General features: G+C 42.6%; 15 protein-coding genes. 6 read left to right on the top strand and 9 right to left on the bottom strand.

The genetic code is table 11. The features are described from left to right. Positions 1-101: 101 nt before the first annotated feature. From pnp to MKI79_RS01430, 5 genes are all read right to left on the bottom strand, one after another. Entirely contained in the window at positions 102-2,210 is a 2,109-nt protein-coding gene (pnp, locus tag MKI79_RS01410) for a polyribonucleotide nucleotidyltransferase (protein ID WP_241570398.1), read from the bottom strand. Positions 2,211-2,641: 431 nt separating this feature from the next. Continuing rightward, positions 2,642-2,911: a 30S ribosomal protein S15 gene (rpsO, locus tag MKI79_RS01415; protein WP_092616504.1), complete on the bottom strand. Its 270-nt coding sequence runs from the start codon at positions 2,909-2,911 to the stop codon at positions 2,642-2,644. A gap of 866 nt (positions 2,912-3,777) precedes the next feature. Beyond that, positions 3,778-5,703, bottom strand: a complete 1,926-nt coding sequence (recD, locus tag MKI79_RS01420) for an exodeoxyribonuclease V subunit alpha (protein ID WP_241570290.1) — start codon at positions 5,701-5,703, stop codon at positions 3,778-3,780. A gap of 76 nt (positions 5,704-5,779) precedes the next feature. Beyond that, positions 5,780-9,670 carry a UvrD-helicase domain-containing protein gene (locus tag MKI79_RS01425; protein ID WP_241570291.1) on the bottom strand — a complete coding sequence of 1,297 codons (3,891 nt, stop codon included), beginning with the start codon at positions 9,668-9,670 and terminating at the stop codon, positions 5,780-5,782. Positions 9,671-9,682: 12 nt separating this feature from the next. After that, complete coding sequence (locus MKI79_RS01430; protein ID WP_241570292.1) at positions 9,683-13,339, bottom strand: exodeoxyribonuclease V subunit gamma; 3,657 nt, start codon at positions 13,337-13,339, stop codon at positions 9,683-9,685. Positions 13,340-13,596: 257 nt separating this feature from the next. Between MKI79_RS01430 and MKI79_RS01435 the strand changes: the two genes are divergently transcribed. Beyond that, the gene (locus MKI79_RS01435; RefSeq protein WP_241570293.1) at positions 13,597-14,109 is read left to right on the top strand and encodes a hypothetical protein; all 513 of its coding nucleotides are present in this window, start codon (positions 13,597-13,599) and stop codon (positions 14,107-14,109) included. A 289-nt stretch (positions 14,110-14,398) separates the two neighbouring features. On the opposite strand, the gene pap is transcribed toward MKI79_RS01435, so the two are convergent. Then, the gene (gene pap / locus MKI79_RS01440; RefSeq protein ID WP_241570399.1) at positions 14,399-15,838 is read right to left on the bottom strand and encodes a polyphosphate:AMP phosphotransferase; all 1,440 of its coding nucleotides are present in this window, start codon (positions 15,836-15,838) and stop codon (positions 14,399-14,401) included. A 205-nt stretch (positions 15,839-16,043) separates the two neighbouring features. Here pap and MKI79_RS01445 point away from each other — a divergent pair, with 205 nt between their 5' ends. The 5 genes from MKI79_RS01445 to MKI79_RS01465 all read left to right on the top strand — a co-directional run bounded on the left by MKI79_RS01445 (position 16,044) and on the right by MKI79_RS01465 (position 21,154). After that, the gene (locus MKI79_RS01445) at positions 16,044-16,805 is read left to right on the top strand and encodes an FFLEELY motif protein (RefSeq protein WP_241570294.1); all 762 of its coding nucleotides are present in this window, start codon (positions 16,044-16,046) and stop codon (positions 16,803-16,805) included. Positions 16,806-16,836: 31 nt separating this feature from the next. Further along, positions 16,837-17,544 (top strand): FFLEELY motif protein, encoded by a 708-nt coding sequence (locus MKI79_RS01450; protein ID WP_241570295.1) that lies wholly within the window; start codon positions 16,837-16,839, stop codon positions 17,542-17,544. Positions 17,545-17,729: 185 nt separating this feature from the next. Next, positions 17,730-18,677 (top strand): bifunctional demethylmenaquinone methyltransferase/2-methoxy-6-polyprenyl-1,4-benzoquinol methylase UbiE, encoded by a 948-nt coding sequence (ubiE, locus tag MKI79_RS01455; protein ID WP_241570296.1) that lies wholly within the window; start codon positions 17,730-17,732, stop codon positions 18,675-18,677. 145 nt (positions 18,678-18,822) lie between these two features. Next, a complete protein-coding gene (locus tag MKI79_RS01460; protein ID WP_241570297.1) occupies positions 18,823-19,506 on the top strand; it encodes a ubiquinone biosynthesis accessory factor UbiJ in 684 nt (227 codons plus the stop codon). A gap of 28 nt (positions 19,507-19,534) precedes the next feature. Further along, positions 19,535-21,154: an ABC1 kinase family protein gene (locus MKI79_RS01465; protein ID WP_241570298.1), complete on the top strand. Its 1,620-nt coding sequence runs from the start codon at positions 19,535-19,537 to the stop codon at positions 21,152-21,154. 56 nt (positions 21,155-21,210) lie between these two features. Here MKI79_RS01465 and MKI79_RS01470 read toward each other — a convergent pair whose 3' ends face one another. The 3 genes from MKI79_RS01470 to creC form a co-directional block, all read right to left on the bottom strand. Continuing rightward, positions 21,211-21,510 carry a hypothetical protein gene (locus tag MKI79_RS01470; RefSeq protein ID WP_241570299.1) on the bottom strand — a complete coding sequence of 100 codons (300 nt, stop codon included), beginning with the start codon at positions 21,508-21,510 and terminating at the stop codon, positions 21,211-21,213. A 133-nt stretch (positions 21,511-21,643) separates the two neighbouring features. Further along, entirely contained in the window at positions 21,644-23,050 is a 1,407-nt protein-coding gene (gene creD, locus MKI79_RS01475) for a cell envelope integrity protein CreD (RefSeq protein WP_241570300.1), read from the bottom strand. A 151-nt stretch (positions 23,051-23,201) separates the two neighbouring features. After that, positions 23,202-24,692 (bottom strand): two-component system sensor histidine kinase CreC, encoded by a 1,491-nt coding sequence (gene creC / locus MKI79_RS01480; RefSeq protein WP_241570301.1) that lies wholly within the window; start codon positions 24,690-24,692, stop codon positions 23,202-23,204. Between the last annotated feature and the right edge of the window lie 5 nt (positions 24,693-24,697).

Below are 24,697 nucleotides of genomic sequence, written 5' to 3' on the forward strand. Positions count from 1 at the left end.
TAAAAAAATCCTCACCGAAGTGAGGATTTTTTTACAAGCGAATTTGCTCAATCCAAAGCAAATCTGCTTTATTCAAAGCAACTTTCTCAGCAAGGCAATAATTAAGCCTCAGTTGGTGCAGCTTGCTCTTGTGGAATGTCTTTCATGGTCAATTTGATACGACCACGGTTATCGACGTCTTGTACTTGCACTTGCAAGATTTGACCTTCGCTCAGTACGTCAGACACATTCGCTACACGCTCATTCGAGATTTGTGAGATGTGAAGCAAGCCGTCAGTACCTGGCATGATATTGACGAACGCACCAAATTCAACGATACGAATCACTTTACCAGTGTAAATCGTACCTGGTTCAATCTCAGCAGTAAGTGCTTGGATCTTGGCAACCGCTGCACTTGCAGACGCTTTCGACTCACCAAATACACGTACTGTACCGTTGTCTTCGATGTCGATCGCTGCACCCGTTTCTTCAGTGATTGAACGGATGGTTGCACCACCTTTACCGATCACGTCACGAATCTTATCTGGGTTGATGTTGATCACTTGGAATGTCGGCGCGAACATGTTGATTTCAGGGCGAGCACGTGAGATCACTTTGTTCATTTCGTTCAAGATGTGGATACGACCAGCGTAGGCTTGGTTCAATGCCACTTCCATGATTTCTTCAGTGATGCCTTCGATCTTGATGTCCATTTGCAGTGCAGTAATACCATTGGCAGAACCTGCAACTTTAAAGTCCATGTCGCCAAGATGATCTTCATCACCCAAGATGTCAGAAAGGACTGCGAAACGCTCATCTTCTTTTACTAGACCCATTGCAATACCAGCAACTGGCGCTTTCAAAGGCACACCTGCATCCATCAATGCCAATGATGCACCACAGACTGATGCCATTGAAGATGAACCATTTGATTCTGTAATATCAGACACGATACGAAGTACGTATGGGAAGCGATCTGCCGCAGGAAGGACTGCTTGTACACCACGACGCGCTAGGCGACCATGACCGATTTCACGGCGTTTTGGACCTGTTTCACGACCTGTTTCACCCACTGAGTATGCAGGGAAGTTGTAGTGCAACATGAAGTTGTCAGTTTTTGTCCCAGCAAGGGTATCAACCATCAAGGCATCACGAGTATTACCGAGAGTGGCAGTGACAAGCGCCTGAGTTTCACCACGGGTAAACAATGCTGAACCGTGTGTACGACCTAATACGCCGACTTGTACATCAAGCTGACGAACTGTCTTGGTGTCACGACCATCGATACGTGCTTTACCTGACAAGATATTGTCACGCACGGTACGGTATTTTAGATCTTCGAATAACTCATTCAAATCATCTGCAATACCAGTTTCATCTTCAGCAGGCACGAACTGCGCAACTGCTTCTGCTTGAAGTGCATCAAGTGCTGCATAGCGATCTTGTTTCACTGCAATGGTGTAGGCTTCTGAGATTTTTGCTTCGAAAGCATCTTTGAGTTTTGCACGAAGGTCTTCATTCTTCTCAGGTGCAGTCCACGTAGACGCTGTTGCACCCGCTGCTTTAGCAAATTCTTGAATGGCTTTGATGGCAATTTGTTGCTCTTCATGACCGAACAATACTGCACCAAGCATTTGATCTTCTGAAAGTTCTTTCGCTTCAGATTCAACCATCAATACCGCAGTTTCTGTACCTGCAACCACAAGGTCAAGTGCAGATTCAGCCATTTGCGCATGGCTTGGGTTAAGAATATATTCGCCATTGATCAAACCAACACGTGCCGCACCAATTGGACCACGGAACGGTGTCCCTGCGATTGCAAGTGCCGCAGATGTACCAAGCATCGCTGCAATATCAGCATCCATAGTTTTGTCAGAAGACACTACAGAAGCCGTGACCTGCACTTCGTTAAAGTAACCTTCAGGGAACAATGGACGAATTGGACGGTCGATCAAACGAGAAATTAATGTTTCCGCTTCAGATGCACGACCTTCACGCTTACCATAACCACCTGGGATACGACCCGCCGCATATTGCTTCTCTTGGTAGTTTACAGTGAGTGGAAAGAAGTCTTGACCTGCTTTCGCTGTTGGCTGTGCAACCACTGCAACAAGTACACTGACGCCACCCATAGTGACAAGCACAGAGTTAGCTTGACGTGCAACACGACCAGTTTCTAAAACAACAGTGTGCTGACCATATTGGAATTCTTTACGAACAAGATTAAACATAGACATGTTTTATTTTTTCCTAATTGTTTAATGGGGACTTCGAAAAACAACCTATCTTGGCAACTTTTTCGATCTTCCCTAATACTGGTTTTATCTTTGGTAGAAAGCCCCTAAGGTTTGGCATTGCATCAATCTTTTTTATTTCTATTTTTATCGCGGTAACACACGATATAAATCTCGAAATACTGAATGAAATGCCATGGCAAAGCTTAGAAGCTGTTTTCGACCATTAAAACCAATTTACTTCATACAATGTAAGCCGACTAATCGACTCTCTTTTTTCGCTCAAGATACAAATTTTCATTTGTGGCTCAAGCTTATACGATTTTTGATCAGATAAAAACCCGAACAAAACCTTTCACGACAAACAAAAGAAGAGGCTTATCGCCCCTTCAATTTATACCAGTCTATTCGTCTTACTAAGCAACAGCTTAACGACGAAGACCTAGCTCACCGATCAATGCAACATAACGTGCATGATCTTTACCATTTAGATAATCAAGCAATTTACGACGTTGGTTTACTTTACGAATCAAACCACGACGGCTGTGATGGTCGTGTTTGTGTGATTTAAAGTGACCTTGTAAATCGTTGATTTGAGCAGTTAACAATGCAACTTGCACTTCTGGCGAACCAGTGTCATTCTCAGCACGTGCAAATTTTGCGATGATTTCTGCGCGATCTTGGTTAGTTAAAGCCATCATGTATCTCCGAGATGCTTAAAAGTTCTATTAGCGATATTTCAAGTAGTTCAGATGAATTGAAACGATTCATCAAAAATACCTATGCCGTGCATCACTACAGCAAGTGCGACATTCTAATGTAATTTGGCTTTCTTTGCAAAAGCATTGTGGTAATTTTCCAACATATTTTACGATGCAAAAACAATAACGCCGATCCCTTTCGGAATCGGCGTTATTGTTTAGGCTAACAACATTATTTTATTATTATTTTTTGATCTCATCCCTAAGACCTGCTTTAATTCATCTCTTTTTGTTGTAACACACCCCTGTGTTCTTAAAAAACCAATTTAGTTTTGCTAAATCGATTTGATAGACGCATTTTGTCAAATGACGCGTTGTAGGAATATAAGAAATATTAGACATTAGTTGTAAGCAATTGCTTACAAAAATACAAAATATAATATAATTTCAATAAGTTAGTATTTTTTATTTTTCAAGAATTGTCATTATTTTACTTTTTATGTCATATGATAGTTTTTGACATTTGTCGTAATTGGTCAATAATTTTGGTTAATTTTTATGCAATTTGATGCAAAAATACAGTGGTGCTCATGTGTTTTGGATGACGTTGAATCAATGATCTATTTCAGGCAAAATAAAAGCCCTATAGTCTCTCCCAAAACTATAAGGCTTAAGGTACTGCAATCTCTGCTGAGATAGAGTTTCACTTACGTCACTGTAAGTCCGCAAAGTCTCTCGACCGTTTATATAATTTAGTGCGGTACGCTTAATCATCCATAACTAAGCTGTGAAACCATCATCGCAAAAGCTTGGGTATTCAACTAGAGGTGAATCACCTTGATTAATGTAAGCATTTACTTACATCAATTCACAATCTTTGTACACTCTGCATCTGCCAAAGCACGAATGATCTGCTGACTCAGCCCACTGTGACGCTGTGTCCGCACCGCTAGACTATGTTCAAGCATATCTATCGAACTGAGTACACTCACCATTTTTTTCGATCGTGTAATCGCTGTATAAAGTAATTCTTTCCCCATTAATCGCTGTGCTGATTGATCCAACACCACTGCGACATGGTCAAATTCCGAGCCTTGTGATTTATGAATGGTCAACGCAAATGCAGTTTGGATGCTTTGTGGCAATCTCGCCACGGCGATCCATTTATCTAAACTTGGGAAGTAGACTTCGAGCTGTTCTCGTTTTTCAGGGTGCGGTAGACAGATACCGATATCGCCATTGGATACACCAAGTTGATAATCATTACTGCTCACCATCACCGCACGACCAACAAACCATTCGCTGTCTTGCACCAGATTTAAGGCATGTTTGAGATGTTGAGTCATGGCAAGGTTAATCTGTGCCAAGCCAAGCGCACCATGACGCATCGCCACTAAAATTCGATACTGATCAAAAGTTTGCGCAACCTGTTGATGACTCACTTTAGCTTCAAGATAATCTTTTAAAATCGAAAAATATGCCTGATAGCCAAGTGCCAACTGTCGATAAATGGCTATCAATGTGGATGTGCTGAGTGGTATATTTTCAGATTGCTCCAATGAATAAAATCCCAACCAATCGATATTGACCTGTTTTAAAGTGGGAATCTCATCGCCAAGTTGAAGCATCTGCGGTTGAGCATTTTCTAGAAAATCTGCATAACTCGGGCGGGCTGTGGCATAGATCAACTTAGCAAATTTCCCAATTTTGGCATCATCGACAAAACGGCGACTATGCTTCAATTGCACATGGCACTGTTGCAATGCAGGGACTTGCTGAAAGTCTGCGAGTACATAACCGACATCTACAGATGTAAGCTGATTCGCATCTCCCAATAAAATGAGTCGAGTAGACGGTTCGATCGCATCAAATAATAGCTTCGCCAAATGTAAATCTAGCATCGACGCTTCATCGACCACGATCACATCGTAGCCAAGCGGTCGTGACGCATCAAAACTTGGTACACCTCGATCGCCAATGCCGAGCAAGCGGTGAATGGTCTGTGTCTTTTGATGGGCAAAATCAGGATGATACAACCCCGCATCTAGCAATTTCGGATTTTGAAAGGCTTTTTGTAATGCTTCTTGCATACGTTGTGCTGCTTTTCCTGTCGGGGCAACCATAGCAATACGCATGTCTGGATAGATTCTTTTCAACACCGCAACGATATGCGTCAATACAAAGGTTTTGCCTGTCCCTGGTCCACCTGTGATTAAACTGAATGCAGAATTGATGCCCTGAACCAGTGCCTGCTGTTGGTAATTATCTTCAAATAAGTTCAGATATGGAGCTAAATCTACTTGCTGCACTTGCTCTGACAATAAGCTTGCAATTCGCTGTGACAACGTCTGCTCATACGACCAATAGCGCTGTAAATACAATCGCCTATGATCCCAAAACATCGGTTTTAATTGCTTTAGCGTAGATAAGTCTTGCGCTTGATACTCGCTAACATCGAGTAGAAAGTCATTGATATTTTGTGGTTTTCCAGACAGTGCAATACAGCTATCACCACTTTCTAATGCATCACTTAAAGCAAGCAAATAATTTTGCACAAGTGTTTGATTTTCTTTGCTTAAACGATGATTTTGTGTATTGATTTGAGGTAAATAGCCACTCCACAATGTAGCCCATGTCGGAGTATTTGTATCATCTAAATTTTGGCTTAGGCCTTGATTAATCACTGGATTATCCTTATTTGACATCTGCTTATCCGCATAGTTATTCACATATTTATCTACATGTTTATCAACAAAGCTATCAACAGAGTTATCCACTTGATTGTTCACAACTTTATCCACAAGTTGATATTTCTCTGCAATGAAAGCTCAAATTTCCACTTATACTTCGTTTTTGCACAGGGTTTTACACAAAGTTATCCACAGCACCATTATTTACAACATTGCTGCCAAGCAATTGATCTAACTCGAGAATTAAATCTAAATCCGCTTGCCAATACATCACACCATAGTTTTTTTGTGGATAACTTGATAATTTCGTGGTTTGCATCCCTCGAAGATATAAGTAATTCGCCGAGCCAAGATGATTGTCCGGCTGATAATCCGCTAGATGTGTCAATAGATAACGATGTAATGCAACAAGATAAAGCGATGCTTGAAGCCAATAACTGGAATGACGCATATTTTCACTGATCTGCGGATGATCATAATCTTGCACATATTCGCCTAAGAAATTACTTTTAAAATCAGCAATGTGGTATTTCACACCATCGAAATACACCAAGTCGATTGAACCATTCAGATACCGTGCTGTAACTGCATGATCAAACTCGGGCAAATCTAAACCATGCTTTGCAAAAAGTTGATGAATGCGCTGCGTATCAAAACGTCGATCTGCCAAAGCCAAATAAAATGGAAACTCATGGCTACGATCGCTACGCTGTAATTGATTTAAAGTTAAATCATCATGTAGCGGTGTGGACAACACTTGTGTTATCCACAGGTGTAGTGCATTTTTCAGCCAAGCATTCATTTCTTCCGCATTGCGCTCAGGGAAATCTTTCACGTAAGCATCGCACAGCATAGACCACAAACCGTATTGATTCATCTTGGAGTGCAGTTGTTTCGTCCAATACTGATCATTTTGAAAATCAATGACTTCAAACAATTCATGTAAGCAATTTCCAGCATTAGTGCCTTTGGGAAAATGTCTGCGAATCCAATCGAGTTGAATCAATTCACTAGCTAGCGTCGGTGCAATCGTCGAAACTTCTCCAGCAAAAATGACAAAATTGTCTAGCACAATTTCATCTTCTGCAGGCATTATTTGTAAGGTGTTATCTGCGATTTGATCGAGCAATTGCCCATGACCGCCCTGTTGATGCACAGCAATTGCACTAAAACTGGTGCGAGTCTGCGGATAAAATCGCTGTGTTGGATAATCAATGGCGTTTAAAGTCTGCACTTGATGTTTGCTCGGCTGATAACGCTGTTCCATTATGCCTTGTGGAATCTGGAAATTTTCCGCTTTTAAACTCTCATGCTCAAACGCATCCGCCTGAGCATCAAGCCAAAACTTGATTCCGCCTTTATATTTTTTCGGCTTGGTCATTACAGGAAAATAGGCGTAAAGTCGATAACTCGCTCGGGTAATCGCCACATACCACAGCCGATGATTTTCTGCACAAAACTTCTCAATATTTGCTTGTTGGGCTTCGTCATTATCGACAATCGCCTCTTTGGAAATAGCAATAATCCGCTCTTGCGCTTTGTTGTCTTTTTCAGCGCCGACACCCTCTTTATCCGATTGATAAAAGGCGAGCTTTTGTTTGGACAAGTCGATGGTTTGACTGGCTTTCATCAGAAAAACAATTTTAAACTCCAAACCTTTCGACTTGTGAATAGTCATCAAATGCACACCTGACTCACTGCTCAGCTTGCGCTCAAGTTCCCATTCCCGCTGTGCAGGCGAACCGAGTTGCAGTTGATACCAATGCAACACATGCTGTAAACCGTGCGACTGTTGCCCCGATTGTTGACTGATGAGCTCAACGATATGTCGTGTATTGACGATACTTCGCTCGGCATCCATCCCCATATTCTGGGCAAGGTTTTGCCAAAATTGATACTGCGTCGCCAAATATTGCCATGCCACCAAAAAGCCTTTGCTGAGCCACAATTGTCGAGCTTGACGGAACTGTTGCATGTGTTGACTTAAAGCATCAGCATCATTGGAAAATCGCTGAAAATCTGAAGCCTTTAAACCGATCAATGGCGTCAGTAACGCACGCTTGAGCACTGCATCTCGTTCAGGTCGTTCAATCGCCACCAGTATCGCCGCCACATCTTTTGCCGAAGTACTTTCAAAGACACTGCGCTGTGCAGTCCGATTGACATCAATGCCCAGTTTTTCTAACTGTTTTTGTACTTCGCTGAGTTGATGATGACTATTGGCAAGCACGGCAATATCACTGGCTTCAATCTGTATTTTTGCATCAGCATCTTGTAGAAAGAGTTTTTCTTCTTGCGCATAAATCAACAATTCACGGATTTTATGCGCAATCAAATAGGCTTCATTGGCATCTTTTTCCAACTCGACAAAGCGCAGTGGTTGCAAATCAGGCTTGCCATGTTCCACCAAATAACTTGCGCTATCTTTGCCTGCCTGTGCAGGATAATAATCGATTTCCTCACCAAATTGCATTTGTCGTTGAAACAGCGCATCGACCGCTTCAACCAAACGGGGTGTAGAACGGAAATTGTGCTGTAGCCGATAAAAACTGCCGTGCTTGGAAGCAATATCGTTAAAGGCGTTGAGATAGGTCAGCACATCACCACCACGGAAGCCATAAATCGCCTGTTTCGGATCGCCAACCGCAATAAAACAGCCTTGCGTATAACGTGTCGCATCACGCCACACCGCTTGCAACATATTGTCTTGTTCTTGGTTGGTATCTTGAAATTCATCGACCAAAATAATCGGATAGCGTTGCTGTATCGCCTCCGCCAAGACTTTGCCACGTTCACCTGTTAGTGCATCGCTGAGGCTACGAGTCTGTTGGCTAAAAGTGGTTTCACCTGATTGATAAAGCAAATGGGGAAGTTTTTGTTTGACCTGAACAGTGAGGTAATAATGCAAATATAAATCGAGCTGTGCCAAGTTTTGATGAATTTTTTGGTTTTGCTGACAGAGTGCAAATAAGGCTTGAATCAATGGATTTTGATAAAATTTTTGGGCAACATCTTCAGGACATTTTTTTGAAAAAATGCTTTCCCGCATTTGTCCTTTGGAGTCTAAAAAAACTTGATAAACCTGCCGAAAAGCACTTTGTGCTGAGGCTTGAAAATAGCTTAATGGATAATTCTGATCGAGTTGTTGAATGGCTTTGGGTAACACATCTTTAAATATAGAATTAAATTTATCATTGCGAAAAGACTGCTTGCTGACAAAGGCATAATACTCACCTTTTAAATCAAAATATGGTCGTAACTCAGCCATATTCTCATCATTAAACTGTTTAATCACCTCAGCGACATAGGGCTGAAAACTTGCCAAATCAACCTGCGGTGCATCGACCACTTGCAACTTGGCTTGGTTAAAATTCAAGGTGTTATGAATGGTACTGAGATAATGATCTACCGAACCAAGATGACGGCTCATCAGCAACACATCGACCAATTCTTGTGGCTGATGTTGTAGCCATGCACGTAGCTCGTCATGCACCAGTTGATAGGGATATTGTTTTTCATTTTCAGCAATTTGCCGTATTTGTACTTCACCACTATCAAAGGCAAATTCACGCAATGTCTTTTGAATAAAACTATCAATCGTACCAACAAATAACTCATCTAAGCTATCAATCACCAGTTTTAAACGATTAACTAAATAGACAAAATTATGTGTTGGATTTTCGTCATCTTGCGGATTATTTTGACTTGAATTTTCCAGTTTAAATTGTTGAAAAATAATCTGTGCCAAAGGATCGCTAAGCGACATTTCCGCCTGTGCGATTTGTTCCTCACTGCGAAATGACTGCCACACTTTGGTGTGGCTGTAAATTTCTTGTAGACGCTTACGAATCCGAGATTTTAATTCCGCCGCCGCCGCACGGGTAAAGGTTGTGGCGATCACTTGGCGAGGCAAATATTTTTCCACCAAGATACGCACCATCAGACTAGACAATGTCCACGTCTTTCCTGTGCCTGCCGAAGCTTCGATCAAGTGCAAACCACTAAGTGTTAAATGCTTCAGCGGTTGATCTTGATAGTGCACAGCGGCCTTCATATTGGAAGTCATACGTATTCGCTCCTATGCCGTAATCAATTTAAGATGGTTTAGCATCGGTTTATATAAGCGCACCGCATACTGCTCGGTATGTAGATTGAGCAGTTTTGCCGCCTCATCAGGTGCAATCACCAATGCCCAATCAGGTGACAACGATGAGCCTTGATCGCTATAAGCATTTTCAAAATCAGCGTGATAATAGTTTTGTCCTAACCAGCGTTTTTCGATGTCTTTAAACTTAGCCACATATTCCACGCCGTCATCATCAATTTCAAATTTCAACTGCTTGTCACCAACTTGGGCAAAGATCGCAGGTGGTAAGGTAAAGGCTTGATGTTGTTGCAAAGTCCAAACTTCACGCCAATCTTGTATATATTTCTGCGCATTTTCTTGCGTAAGCCCTGAGAAAATTAGCGTCAGATTTTTAAATAACGAAACGCGCTGCAAATCATCAGATTGATCGGCATAGGCACGCCATAATAAATATTGCAACCAATTCGACAGCGCACGTGCACCATGACAACTTGACGCAGTCAGACTAACCCAATTCGTGGGGGACTCATCACTTGGAATTTGGATATTGAGTTGTAGTTGTTCGTCCAGACGCATAGTTTTAGTGGTTAATGGCGTGACTTGTCCACCAAAATCACTAAGCCGTTCCAGCACTTGATCAAGTTCACTCTGCGCCTGTTGCCATGTAGCATTTTGCATTTTGCCAATCGGCATTTTGTCTTGTAATAACAATAAATCGTTGAATTCTGTCGATAAAACTGCATCACTCTCTAGTGTGTTATTTTCTAAAAAGCATTGCTGTAAATAATCTCGCACTGCATATTTTTGCAAACCGCCCAATTGTAATGGCTCAAAACTTTCAAAAGCGTCTAGACTACCGACATTGGCAATGCCTGCATGACGCAAGAAATGTTGCGCAGGATGTGACAAGTCTTTGATCCACTGCGAGGAATCCATGATTTGTACGTCTTGGCTTGATTCGACAGGTGGCTGATCTAACCAAAAGAATTGCGTATCAGATGGCTGTTGTATCTGCTGTGCAACTTGCCACCATTGCGAGCGATAACGCTGAACTTTTGCATCGGTAAAACCTTTTGGATCAAAGGGTTGTAATGGATGGACTCTATAGATCGAAGATAAATGCCGTGGAATCGACAAGCCTGATTCATCAATGAATTGATTTAAGTTTTTGTCCACTTTTTTAACAATCAGGTCAAGATGTTGCACCAATTCCTGTACGATACTCGACGGATCACGTACCTCGGCATCTTGCACATCAAAGCCATTATAAAACAGCCAAAATTGATCTTGCGCCTGCAACAAGGCATCCAAAAATGCGCCTTGATCATCCTCAAGCCGTGAACGATCACCGAGCTCCGCTTGCAAAAGTTCCATCAAATCAAACGGAATATGTGCATCACGATTTGGAAAGGTGCCCGTATCCATATTCAGACACACCACGAGCTGATATGGCAATGGACGAAGCTGTCCAATCTGCGCAAAGGTAATATGCCCTGTTGGCTCAGTTTGCGACACCTTGTGCGAGAGCGTCGATTCTATTTCATCGAGTACAAAAGACAGTGGCAACCGCACCGACTGCGAATCCGTGACTTCAATAATGCGCTTAAACTGATGCAAGGCATCTTGCACATAACGCCAACCTGTACAGATTTCAAAATCAGCAATATCGGTATCTAATAATGCGACTGATTCTGCCAAAGTCTGTTGTTGATCAATGGCTTGTGGTGTCAGCCAATCACGATGGCTATCTAAATCATGATGGATTTCAATGAGTTTGCCGATCAATTCAAAATCAGCGGTTTGCACGGATTCTAAACTTAAAATTTCATTAAATAACGCATGTTCAGGCATGGCAATCGCCAATGCCAGTCGATCTAGCGCATAACGGAAACTAAAGCGAAAATCTTGATCATGTGGCGCAAGACTTTGTGCAAGATGCGCTTGATCAAAACCACGTTTAAATCCTGCCAATTCAAGCAGTTCCAACATGCGTTGGGTTTGTTCAAAGGTCAGGGAAAAGCGTTGTAAAGTCGCAGGCAAACTCAACCAATCGGCAAAATATTCTAGGCTAAAACGCTGATGCAACAGTTTGTAGCGCAAGGTGATCGATTGCCACAGTTGCAACGCATCTTGAATCGGCACACCTGCGATTTTTACTGGAAGCATCGGCGCAGGAATTAAAGCATCATTTTTAACTGCTGAATTGACGGATAAATTGGCGTAATGCGTTGAATGAAATACGGTGCGAATTTGCGTTTCGATTTCAGATAGATTTGGCACCAGCACCACAATATCACTCGGCTGACGCTTCTGCGCTGAATCGGCACTGAGCCACTGTGTCAGTTGATCTTTTAGCACTTCGAGCTGACGCATGGTCGAATGACAGACGTGTATCTGAATCGAAAGATCATCCTCTGCCAAAGCATAACTATCTGCCACAGGTTCACTTAAATGCAGGATATCGGATTGAATTTTCGAGAGTAAATGCTGTGGTTTAATCTCGACAAAGTGATCTTGCCAATCACCCTCTTCACCGCCTGCAAGCTGACTGAGCAATGCACCAATATCACGGGCTTGCTTGCCGAGCCTGGTCAGTAGCGGATGACGAGATTCATAATACACCGCAGCATCAGGATATTTCAGCTCATATTTGGCTTTCCAGTACGGATCGACGCTGTCCGCCCAATACTCTTGCGACGGCGCATAATGATAAATTTTAATGTGTGTGTACTGCGCCAATCGCCTTAAAAAATTCAGTTGTGACGGAGGCAACTCCAACAAGGTAAAAATATAAATTTGCGCTGGTAAACGGCGAATGGCTTGCTCGGCAAATTCTCCTGTCAACGTCTGCCAAAATGCCTGATCAATGCTTTCAATCTGCTGAAAATCTTCAGCAAACTCCTCATGCCAAATAAAGCGTTGCCACTGTTCCAATTGCTGTGCTTGTTGGATTTGATAATTGACCGCTTCAGGTTGGGCGTGTTCAGAACTTTTCTGTCCTGTTTTTTCAGGATTTCGCAACCATTTCTGTACCAGAATTTCTTGATCATTTCCCCAACGATATAGCCAATTTTGTCGACAACGGCATTGCACCGCACCCGATTTACTCAAGCCGTATGTCTGCTCGCAGTTTTGTACGCACTGACCACGATAGACGATGTAATTGGCAAATAAACGTGAAGTCTGATCGGCAATCCAATACAGTAGATTTTGTTGTTTTAAACTGCGTTGCAAAGCATTTTCGATGGCATCACTGTGTTGTCGTACACGTTGGAATAATCCGTATAAAGCATGACTTGCAGTAATCGCTTTTTCATCTAAACCCTTTGAAAAATATTTATTGAGAAATAGATAAATACGCCACTTCATATTCAGCATTTGCGGTGCTTTTAAAACTGGTTCTTGCCCGAGTACCGCTTGATAGAGTTGCCATTGTAGAGTGCGTAGTTGTTGGAACTCAATATTGGCGCTAATGCCTTGTTGCTCGGCAAGTTGTTGTTGCAACCATTGCCCAATACCATGATTTGGCACCACGATTTGCGTGCTTTGCAAAAGACTTTGTGCAGAAGTTTTCGGCTGAAACGCATCCTGCATCAAAGCGTGGAGTAACACCTCAGGTCGCTGACTTTGCAGAATATCAATGCCCATCTTTTGCTCTATATGTCCTTTGTTTAATTTGAAAAATGACTTGCTTCATCCTAACCAAATTTACAGCAACTGACCATAAGCCAAGCCTAGAATTCATAAAATAAACGACGAACTTTGTCGCTGAAATTTTCCATATATTTTCAGCAGATATCGCGTTCAGATACACATTGAAAATGGAGAAACACTACACATTTGCCTAAAATCATGGCAAAGTAAAAACCATCTAAAAATGTACATTTCGCACAAGGACAGACTTCGTGAAAATCAAAAACACGCCGAATGCTATCGACCCAAACCTTGACCTTGAAAAAGCACGCCAAGACAGCTTAGAACTAATTAATAAGCGTGCTTATGTGTCCGCAGGTGCTGCGATGGTACCGATTCCTTTATTTGATTTGGTGGTCGATCTCGGTGTGCTGAGTACATTATTGCCCGAGATTAATGCGAAGTTTGGACTTGCGCCTGAACAAGTCAGTGTATATGACCCACGCACGAAAAAAGTCAATTGGAAAGAACTGCGTAAACGTGGCTTTGAGCTATCGAGCTTTGTGGTGGCACGCACAGCGGTGAAGCAATCCATCAATGGTCTACTTGGAAAATTTGTGACCAAACAAGTGACTAAGTTTATTCCGCTTGGTGGTTCATTGGTCGCAGGAACACTTGGCTATTTGATCATGAAAAAGATTGCAGAAACCCATATTGAAGATTGCTATGAAACTGCAAAACGATTGCTAGATGCAAGTAATCGTAAAGTGGTCGGCACGCAGTAAATATACCCACAGCCCAACATAAGATGAGTAAAAATCATTAGATACGTGTAGGGCGTCAGTCGCACTGTTCGAGGTCAGAACAACTTCTGTAAAGTGACGTTTTTCAAGGCATTGAATTGATTTTGAAATATGACCGAGTTTGCGACTGACAAATGGTTTTGCCTACTTTTCCCGAAAGAAAAGTAGGTCGAACCGAAGGTTGATCTGTCCATATGACCATAAGCGGTACGACTCCGAGTAAGACTTCCTATTTTCAACCATATAAAGCCAAGATTTTGTCAAACTTACGTTATTTAGAAGCTTTTAATCGCTCTAAAATATGCTCAAGTACCGCAATCCGTGCGCTATTTTTATCATTGGTCGCCACGATATGCCACGGCGCGCAGTCAGTTGAAGTGTGTTCAAACATATCCGCCGCCGCTTGCAAATACTCATCCCATTTTTCCCGATTGCGCCAATCCTCATCGGTGATTTTAAAGCGCTTGTGTGGCGTCACTTCACGGGCTTTAAAGCGTTTTTCCTGCTCGTCTTTGTCGATCGCCAGCCAAAACTTAATCAGTACGGTTTGGTTGTCCATCAAATCTTGTTCAAAACGATTGATTTCGTCATAAGCACGCTTCCACTCAAACGGCTTGGCAAAACCTTCGAGTCGCTCAACCAAGACTCGTCCATACCATGAGCGATCAAAGATGGTAATGTCACCATTTTTAGGTAGTTTCGTCCAAAACCGCCACAGGTAAGGACGACGTAATTCGTATTTTTCAGGAGCACCGATGGTGTAAATATCATATTCACGTGGATCAAGTTTTTTGATGATGCGCTTGATCGCACCGCCCTTGCCTGCTGCATCCATGCCTTCAAAAACGATCACCACATTGCGCTCATCTTGACGCATGGCTTTGGCGACTTTTTTACTTAGTGCTTTGAGCTGATCTTTATAGTCATCTTCAGCGAGCACTTCATCGTCAAATTGGGTCAGTGTTTCTGGAATTTTTGATTTTTTCCAAGGTCCTGTGATGGCATCAGGGGTAATTTCAGATAAGGGTTGCTTTAATGCAGAGAGTACGACTTGGGCAAATTGTTGATCACGCCGTTCTTCATCTTCACCATCAATACAAATCCAATCGTCGGTGAAATGTGAACGCAACTTTTGCAAGGTGTCATATTGCTTTTGACTACGCCAATCTAAACCGTGCAGTTGTTGCCATTTTTGTACGCTTGGATCAAGTTTGTCTAAGCGTTTTTGCAAAGCTTTCCAAGACAGATCAAACCAAATCTTGACCACATGCACGTGATTGGCTTGTAAGTCGAGCTCAAATTCACGCATGTTTTGTACATAATCTTTGAATTGTTCGGTATTGATCGGCTCGGATACGTGCATAGCAGTCGCCAACAGATCACTATACCAATTGCCAAATAGCAACTTCATCTGACCCTCGGCAGGAATAAAACCTGCATAAGGTTGCCAAAAGGGTTGCGATTGCGTCAATGGATGAGGTACTTCGGCTTTCACCATCAGATAGCGTGGATCAACCCATTCACGAAGCTGTTGCACAGCTTCTCCTTTACCCGCAAGCTCAATACCGCTGATGAGAATCAAGACACTTTTGCCTTTGATACTGCCTCGCCCTTCTCGAAGCTGAAACTGTGCTTCGATCAAATCTGCGGAGAGTTCATCTTCATCACGGATTGCTAATTTTCCCAATTGCTCGGCGCTTAGACACGGCATCAACTGTGGCAAGTTTTCTGCGATTTCCCCTTGCCCTGCCTGATCAGCTTGCTTATTTTTTGACGTTGACATGCTGTATTTACTCCGAATCTAAACCCTTGTAAAAATCATCAAAGGACTGGGAAAATATTTGCGCTAAAATTACACTATTGAAATCCCACCACTTTCTTTTATACTCTTTTCAGCCACATGTCATGTTAAAAATATGTTAAAAACTGAACAACTTGCACACTATCTAAAGCAATATAAACAGCTCAGATTTCACCGCTCGCCAAAATTAAAATCATTAACATGGCAGGTTGCCCAGTGGCAAAAGCAGCGTATGCAAAACGTGCATGGCAATTTATTTCAAAATGCGTCTTATCAAGAGCTTGCCGATTTTTTCCAAAGCGAATTGTACAACTTCGATGCCTTAGATGAACTTGCAGGGCAACTTTCACTTATGCTGAAACAAAAGGTGAAACTTGATCGCTGGCTACCCAATGAAATTTTAGAATCTCTCGTCGAAGCGATGCAATTGGCTTTACTCACCATCAAACTCGATCAGCAACTTGCGATACATTTGATTCGCCAAAAACGTGAACTCAACGATGAAAATCTCATTCTCATCTCGCTCGAAGTCAATCAAAAAGCAAATCGCTTACGTCAGCTCAAACTCTTTCAAAGTGTCAGTCACCAACTCTCACGGCATGCACAATCGTTATTGCTTCGTACTTCGCTAAAACTGGCAAAATCCAAACTCAAAGAGCGTGGCTTTGCACCGATGTACCAGTATCTCGATCATGGTTTTCGAGTGATGAGAAGTAATCGCCAAACCAAAGATTTTTTTATTCATTATGCACAACAAGAACAATGCTTTTTAGATTATTTGGTCAATGTCAAACCAACTGACCTCAATGTATATTATGATGCTGCATCTCAGCAAATATGCCGTAAGCACATCGAATCTTCCGCACAGCCGCTTTAAACTTTTTTTATTCTTTTTTTTTGAGGTTTTTATGTCTAAGTTTGACTTTTTACTACAACAACTTACCGATTATCAAAACCTACAAAGCCACCAAGATCAAACTTTAGCGTCGAAATTATTACAAGTCCAAATATGGCAAAAAGCACGCATGCAACACACACATGCTTATTTTTTTGCAATACCTGAACATCAGCCAATGGCTCATTATTTTCTCAATCGTTTGTATGGTGCAGATGACTTCAATGAGTTAGCACGTCAAATTGACCGTTTTATTCGCAACTCACACACTGTAGAAAAAATTATCCCTAAATCTGCCTTACAAACAGGTGATGCAGGCGTTGAACTTGCAATTTTGGCGATTCAGCTTGATGAACAAGTGGCGAAGTATTTATTGGAAAATTATCCTATCGACACCCCACTCAATGATGAAATGATGCGCCGTGCCTATCTCGCAGTCGATCAGTACGCACCTCGCTTACATCAAATGGAGCTATTAGAGCTACTCGGCACGAAACTCGATAAATATGTCCGTTCAACCATGGTCAAAACAGCATTTAAACTGTCTAAAGGCATTGCTTATCGCTATGAAGCAAATACCATTTATGACTTTATTGATGATGGCTTTAAGGCGATGGCACCACTCGGTTCTGCTCAGGATTTCATTGCGACTTTTACTACCAAAGAAAAGCAAATCATTGATGCCGTACATTCAGGACATCCAACGCCATTTCAGCTTTAATCAAAATATTGAGATACGGTCACAGCGATTGATTTTGTCATGATCGTCGTTTACATCAACAACTTGCTAACAGCGCGTAGATTGCTTGCACAAATTTGCAAATATAGGCATGTTGATGGACTTTGATTATGTTATCTTTTCAACATCTATTTATGTCCGTATTAAAAACGCCTGAGGAGTGCGATATGTCTAGCGACAATCAAAACAGCGATAGCCATGATAAAAATAATCAGCAAAAGACCAGTCCATTTCTCACTGAAACACTCCCACAAGGCACACCACAAGGTCAGCAACAAAGCTTAGAATTACTTGGCGGTGTTGGTGAAAGCAAAGCCAATACAGGCTCAATTCCAAAATACAACCTACCTCGTGGTGCCAATACAGGCAATGTCGGTGCAACCACGCACTTTGGCTACAAAACTGTCGATAGCACAGAGAAAGAACAAAAAGTCGCAGAAGTTTTTCACTCCGTTGCCAGTAAATATGACTTGATGAATGACTTGATGTCTTTTGGTATTCATCGCCTGTGGAAACGTTTTGCCATTCAAATGTCAGGTGTCCGTCGTGGTCAGCATGTGCTCGATATCGCAGGCGGTACAGGTGACTTAGCAAAAGTCTTTAGCCGTGAAGTCGGTGAAAATGGTCATGTGGTGCTTTCGGATATTAACGAATCCATGCTCAATGTCGGTCGTGATCGTTTGCTTGATGCAGGCTGTACCAATGTCGATTTCGTCCTTGCCAATGCCGAAACTTTAGAGCCTTTTGCTGACAATAGTTTTGATCTCCTGACCATCAGCTTTGGTCTACGCAACGTGACGGATAAAGATGCAGCACTGGCAGCGATGTACCGTGTACTCAAACCAGGTGGTCGTTTGTTGATTTTAGAATTTTCAAAACCGATCTTTGAGCCATTATCAAAACTCTATGATCTCTATTCATTTACCGCTTTGCCTGTGATGGGAAAATTGGTCGCCAATGATTCGGAAAGCTATCGTTATTTGGCAGAGTCGATTCGTATGCACCCAGATCAGCATACTTTAAAACAGATGATGCAAAATGCAGGCTTTGATCAGTGTGATTATCACAATCTGACCGGTGGTATAGTGGCAGTACATCGTGGCTTTAAACTATAGTCAGAGAATTTAAATCCTGCTACAGCGTTAACCTCGCTTGAAGTACTATCTGTAGACCTTCGCTCGGTTGCCTTGTATCAGAAATTAATTTCATAGACTATATAAATCAACAAGCCATTCCATTCGAAAGGGAAAAAATAAAGACATGTGGTCAATCCTTGCGCTCGGTGCATGTGAAAAACTCATCAATGGCATCATCAATAGTGATGCCATCACCCGACTCAAGCTCGATGCGCTACACGGCCAATGTTTGCGTGTGGTGATCGATCAACCACAGCTCAGCGTCGATACGTTTTTTGATCACGGTAAAATCCGTCTTGAACCGACTGCACTTGGACACGCCGAAAAGCACAGCATATTTGAACAACGCCCATTTGATCATGCGGAAAAAGTCACGGAAGCCACTGCGACTTTGCATGTGAAAAATGTAGTGGAATTGATCAAACTGATCAGCACCGATAGTGATCAACTCGGTACGATTCCGTTGCAGGGCGATTATCACTTGCTCTTTGCTTTAAAAGAAAGCATCGCACAGCTCGATATTGATCTAGCTTCACGCCTCAGTCCGTGGATTGGTGCAACGGCTGCGCATGAGCTCGGCAAAGTGCAGAATGTGCCGAAGCATCTTGTCAAGACATTGAAAAGCGCTGAGTTTATGTTTACTGACAGTATTCGAGAAGATTCGGGCGTATTTGCCTCACGTTGGCAGATGGATGATCTACAGCGAGAAACACGTCAGCTCAATCAATCATTAGACCGATTAGAAGCCAAAATGGCTGAACTGAATGCAGGGTTTTCAACTAACTCTGAAAATAATCAACCCCATTGAAAAAACATTAGACTAGGATTTGCTCGGTATGGTGCCACATCTGACTCGACTTTTAGAACTTTGGCGCATCGCGGCGCATTATCGTTTGGATACGCTGATTCCTGCCGATGAGTTGCCTGCAAAAGCTCGTCCGATCGTCAAGTTGATTCGTGCCAATCCTGCGGCGTGGTCATCTCGTGAAAAGCGTAATCCGCTGAAATTAAAGCAAGCCTTAGAGGATATGGGACCGCTTGCAATCAAAATGGGACAATTGCTCTCGACGCGTCGTGACTTGATACCGCCTGAGATTTTATCGCAACTGACTTTGTTGCAAGATCAAGTCAAACCCTTTGCGGTGGATGTTGCTAAAGCTCGTATTAGCGATGCTTTCAAAGCCGATCTGAATACTTTATTCCAACGCTTCGATGAACAACCATTGGCTGCCGCATCGATTGCTCAAGTGCATACAGCAGCATTGCATGATGGGCGTGAAGTGGTCGTCAAAGTCACTCGACCCGAGATTCGCCAGCAGATTGTCCGCGATTTCGAGATTTTGACGTGGCTCGGTGGCTGGCTGGAACAGCGCCTTGAAGCTGCTCGTGCCTTACATGTCAGCGAGATTATCCAAGAATATCGTGCGGTGATTTTGAATGAGCTTGACTTAACTATTGAAGCGGATAATACCCGCCGTATGCGACATAACTTCACTGGCTCAAGCATGATGTATGTGCCTGAAGTGTATATGGATAGCACTGATGTGATGGTCGCTGAACGCATCACGGGCGTGCCAATTTCTGACACGGAAACTTTTGATCGACTCGGTATGGATCGTGCAGATTTGGCGGAAAAAGGCTTAACTATCTTTTTCACCCAAGTTTTTCGGGATAACTTTTTCCATGCCGATATGCACCCTGGTAATGTCTTTGTTGAAACCTTAAATCCGCAAAACCCACGCTATATTGCGCTCGACTGCGCTATCATGGGCGAACTGTCCAAAGCCGATCAAATGACTGTTGCTCGGATGCTCCTTGCGGTGATGAATAGCGACTTTATGCAACTGATCCAAATCGTGCATCAGGCAGGTTGGATTCCACCTGATACCGACCAAGATGGTTTAGCACGTGAGATGCGTCGCACCGTCGGTCCGATGGTCTCCAAGCCGATGGATCAGCTGGATTTTGCGGGGATTCTACTGCAAATCATGGATATTGCTCGACGTTTCCGCTTGGAAATTCCACCGCAATTGATGCTACTGCTCAAAACTTTGGTGCATGTCGAAGGTTTGGGCACTGACCTCTATCCACAGCTCGACATTTGGAAGTTGGCAAAACCGATTCTCACCGAATGGGTCAAACAACAAATGAATCCTGCTAAGAATTTAAAAGAGCTAGGACAGCAAATTCCTGATCTGTTACTCGGTGCGCAGGACTTACCAAGTATGTTGATCGACGGTGTCAATGGTCTGAAAAATCAAGCGGTATGGCATGATCGCCAAATCCGTGAGCTACAAACGCTCCGCCTACAAGTCGCTCAGCAACAACGTCGCAATTGGATTTTTGGCAGTATTTTTATTTTTCTACTCAGCCTTGCCATGATTACGCCGATTTTTATTGGCATTATTATCTATATTTTGGCGGCATTGGTGTCGATTTGGCGAGTGATGAATTAATCCATCACTTGCCTTTAATCTGCGTTGATGATGTTATTGACCTCACTTTTCAACACCTAAAATCCGACCAATTGCCGTGCTTTAAACTGCAAAATTAACTGCAAGCTGGGGCAGTACACCACACCACCCAAGTTTAAAAAGTCGATCTGTTTGGCTCGCAGAGTATTTAAACAAAATGCTTTGCTTGTGTCATGCGCTAACACTTGTATGAGTTGCTGTTGTTGTAATGCAAGCGGTGACAATTGATGCTGTGAAAGTGGCATGACCTGATGTGAAATTGTCTTGTGTGAAGTGTTGCTGTGCGAACTGATGCTGTGTGAAGTGCTTTGCATGAAATGATTGACGATATGATTCATGGCATTGTCCTTTGGTTCAATCTTGAGGTGTGCTATATGCCGAATTGCTCATACAGCACACGCTTTTTAATTTTGAATTGATGATTTTGGTTTAGTGGTTTCGGTTTAATGATTTCGGTTGAGTAACTTTCGCTTAACCGTTCGACGTCGGATTTTTCAGACGCATCTGATACCAATCCACATTTCGGGTAATAAACATCACTGCAGCCACCAGTACAAAGGCAAAGATCGAACCCATAAAGAAGGTTTTTTCCGCAGATTGTAAGAGCACATACATCACCACATACAGACTGCCCAACAGCACACTAAACAAGATCGCATGAAGCCATTTCCCCATCACAAAGCGCAGATACCAACCGATCAAGCCAATACAGGCAATGGCGGCGATGTAGTAGGCGCTGAGGAAGCTATAATGCTCACTAAAGGAAAGTAACAGCAGAAAAAAAACCGACTGTGCAATACCGACCAATAGATATTGGATCGGGTGAATCGCCAAACCTTTCAGACTTTCAAACAAGAAGAAACTGGCAAAGGTAATCATGGTAATCATCCAGCCGTATTTAATCGCACGATCGGTCTGACTATAAACATTCACTGGTTCGATAAATTCCACCGCAAAACCTGATGCTTTAGACAATACTTCGCCCGTCTTGTCTTCATAGTAATCACTGCTCTGATGATTGTATTGACTACAGTTCATCGCATTCCAACAGCGCATATAGTCTTGGCGGTTTTGATAGCCCAGTGTGATGCTCTGCCATTTGGCGCTAAACTGCTGATCAAATGAACTGTTCTGAGTTGGCAGGCTATCGCCAAAGTATTTGGCATCTGCCCAATTCCCTGTGGCATTAAATGTGGTTTTTTCAGTGGTGGGCACGAGGCTAAATACCTGCAAACCCTCTAGACTCATATCCAACGTAAAATCAAAATCATTCAGACTAAAATTCGGCAAAGCCACGCTCAGATATGAAATGCCACCGCCAGAACCTGTCTGCTGATATTCGGAAAAATCAAGTTGGCGCTTTGCCCCACCAATGGTCAAAATCGGCTTTTGATGCACACCACGTAAATCTTTAATCGGCAACACAAATCGAGCCGACTGCCAATCCAGTGTACGTTGATTTGCCGTGACGACCTGCTCGTTCACATGACGAAATTTCCCCTGACTTTTTAAAGTCGCCATATAGCTGGTGGCAGCATAAATCGTGCGCCGATATTTCTCATCACTAACATCAAACTTGGCATCCCAGTCAATCTGTTCAGGGAAAAACAGTTGTTCGCCTGACTCACGACAGAGCTTATCTCTCAGCGCTGGATTCTCTCGATAATCACATGCCACCATCTGCGTATACGGTACGGTAATAAATGGACTGACCAAGCGCTGTGAGTCGATTTGATTCCGCTCGATCTCCCGCACCACTTGATTTTGATAGCCCTCCCGTTCATAGACAATATAATTGACAAAGCTCAGCCCTAGCGCAAATACACCGAGCAAAGCACCTAAAATTAAGAGCTTTAAAAAGAGTTGACGTTGTTTCATGACACATCCCACTGTATTTATTCGACTTATTTATTGTCTTGATGTGAAATGTGTTTTCTGGGAGCGCTTGATGTGGAATAAGTGAAATTTTGGTGAAGTTTCTGATTTAAGTCATTTGGGTTTAGTAATTTTAGTTTTAGTCATTTTGGGTTTAGATTTTTTTCAGTTGAATCTTCACCAAAACGCCTTGCAAATTTTTAACCTGAATGGCTGAAAACATATGATGATCAAAAGGCAAATCGGTATGCTGTTGCAAGGATGCAACATTTTCAATCTGAATCATTCCACCTAAACCATCTAACACTTGCTGAACAATGGTCAAGCCAATACCAGAACTGCGTTGATGAGTATCGGGACGAGGCAAAGAATAGTAATGCTCAAAAATATGCGTTATGGCAAAGTCAGGAATTAATGCGCCTTGATTAAATAGATCAATCTGAAAATGATTTTCTTGTTCAGTGAGTTGCACGATCACTACGCCTTCATTTGGTGTGAAATCTAAGGCATTATCCAAAACATTATTGATGGCTTGTTTTAACCAAAACGCATCGCTGTGAAGTTCACAATTCGGCTGAATATGTTGTATCAACTGGATATTTTTTTGTTGGATCCGACTACGCTGTGCTTCGATTAAACTTTCGATGAGCACAGAAAGATTCAACCGTTCTCGTTCAAATTTCTTCGCTGATTTTTCCAAACGAGTGAGGAGTAACATGCGATCAATCAGATCACGTAGGCGTTTGCTTTGCTCTTCGATATTTTTGGCGAAATGTTGCTGATCATCGAGTGGTAATGGATCCTGTAAAATTTCGGCACTGGCTTGGATTGCCGTCAGTGGACTTTTCAGCTCATGAGTCAGCGTATTGACATAATGCTCAACATAGGCACGATCTTCGAGTTTCTCACGCATTTCAGTCACAGCTTGGGTGACTTGATTGAGCTCTTTGGCGGAATAAAAATGCGGTGCTTCATTGACAGGTGCAAGTGCCTGCGCATAACGGCGCACCCGATCAATACTACGTCTCAACCACCATGCCACAATACTAGCAAACAGCAGACTGATGATCGCCACCCAAATGGCTTTTTCTAAGAAATGCTTTTGCGCACGACTGATATAAGGCTGTACGGAAAAATTGGGCTTGCCTAGACTGACCACACCGATCAGCTGACTATCATAAATAATCGGTGCCGCAATATACATGGTGCTACTTTGCTCATCATCGACATTGGTACGAGTCGAACGTGCGCCGTAACGCCCTCGCAGGGTCAGATAGACATCATTCCACTGCGAATAATCCTGTCCCGTACCCACACCTGTCGAGTCGTACAGTACAATACCCTTCGCATCGGTAATATAAATCTGCTGATGAATTTGATTTTTGCTGTGTTGCCAAATTTGCGCATGTAGATCACGAGATAAGGCATGTTGAATTTTTACATCAAACTCCGGCGTTTTAACATAGCCCGAATGCACATCTTCGGCGACCAGTTGCGCCACGATATTGGCATTTTCCGCAAGCGTGTCTTCGACCACTTGGCGCACATTGGGTTTAATCTGCTGATTGATGGTGTAGAGCATAAACCACAGCACTACGACCAAAATCAGACTAAAGAAAAACCAAATGCGCACAAAGATCGACATGCTAT

Origin of the sequence: Acinetobacter sedimenti (assembly GCF_022601685.1) — a bacterium.
GTDB lineage: Bacteria > Pseudomonadota > Gammaproteobacteria > Pseudomonadales > Moraxellaceae > Acinetobacter > Acinetobacter sedimenti.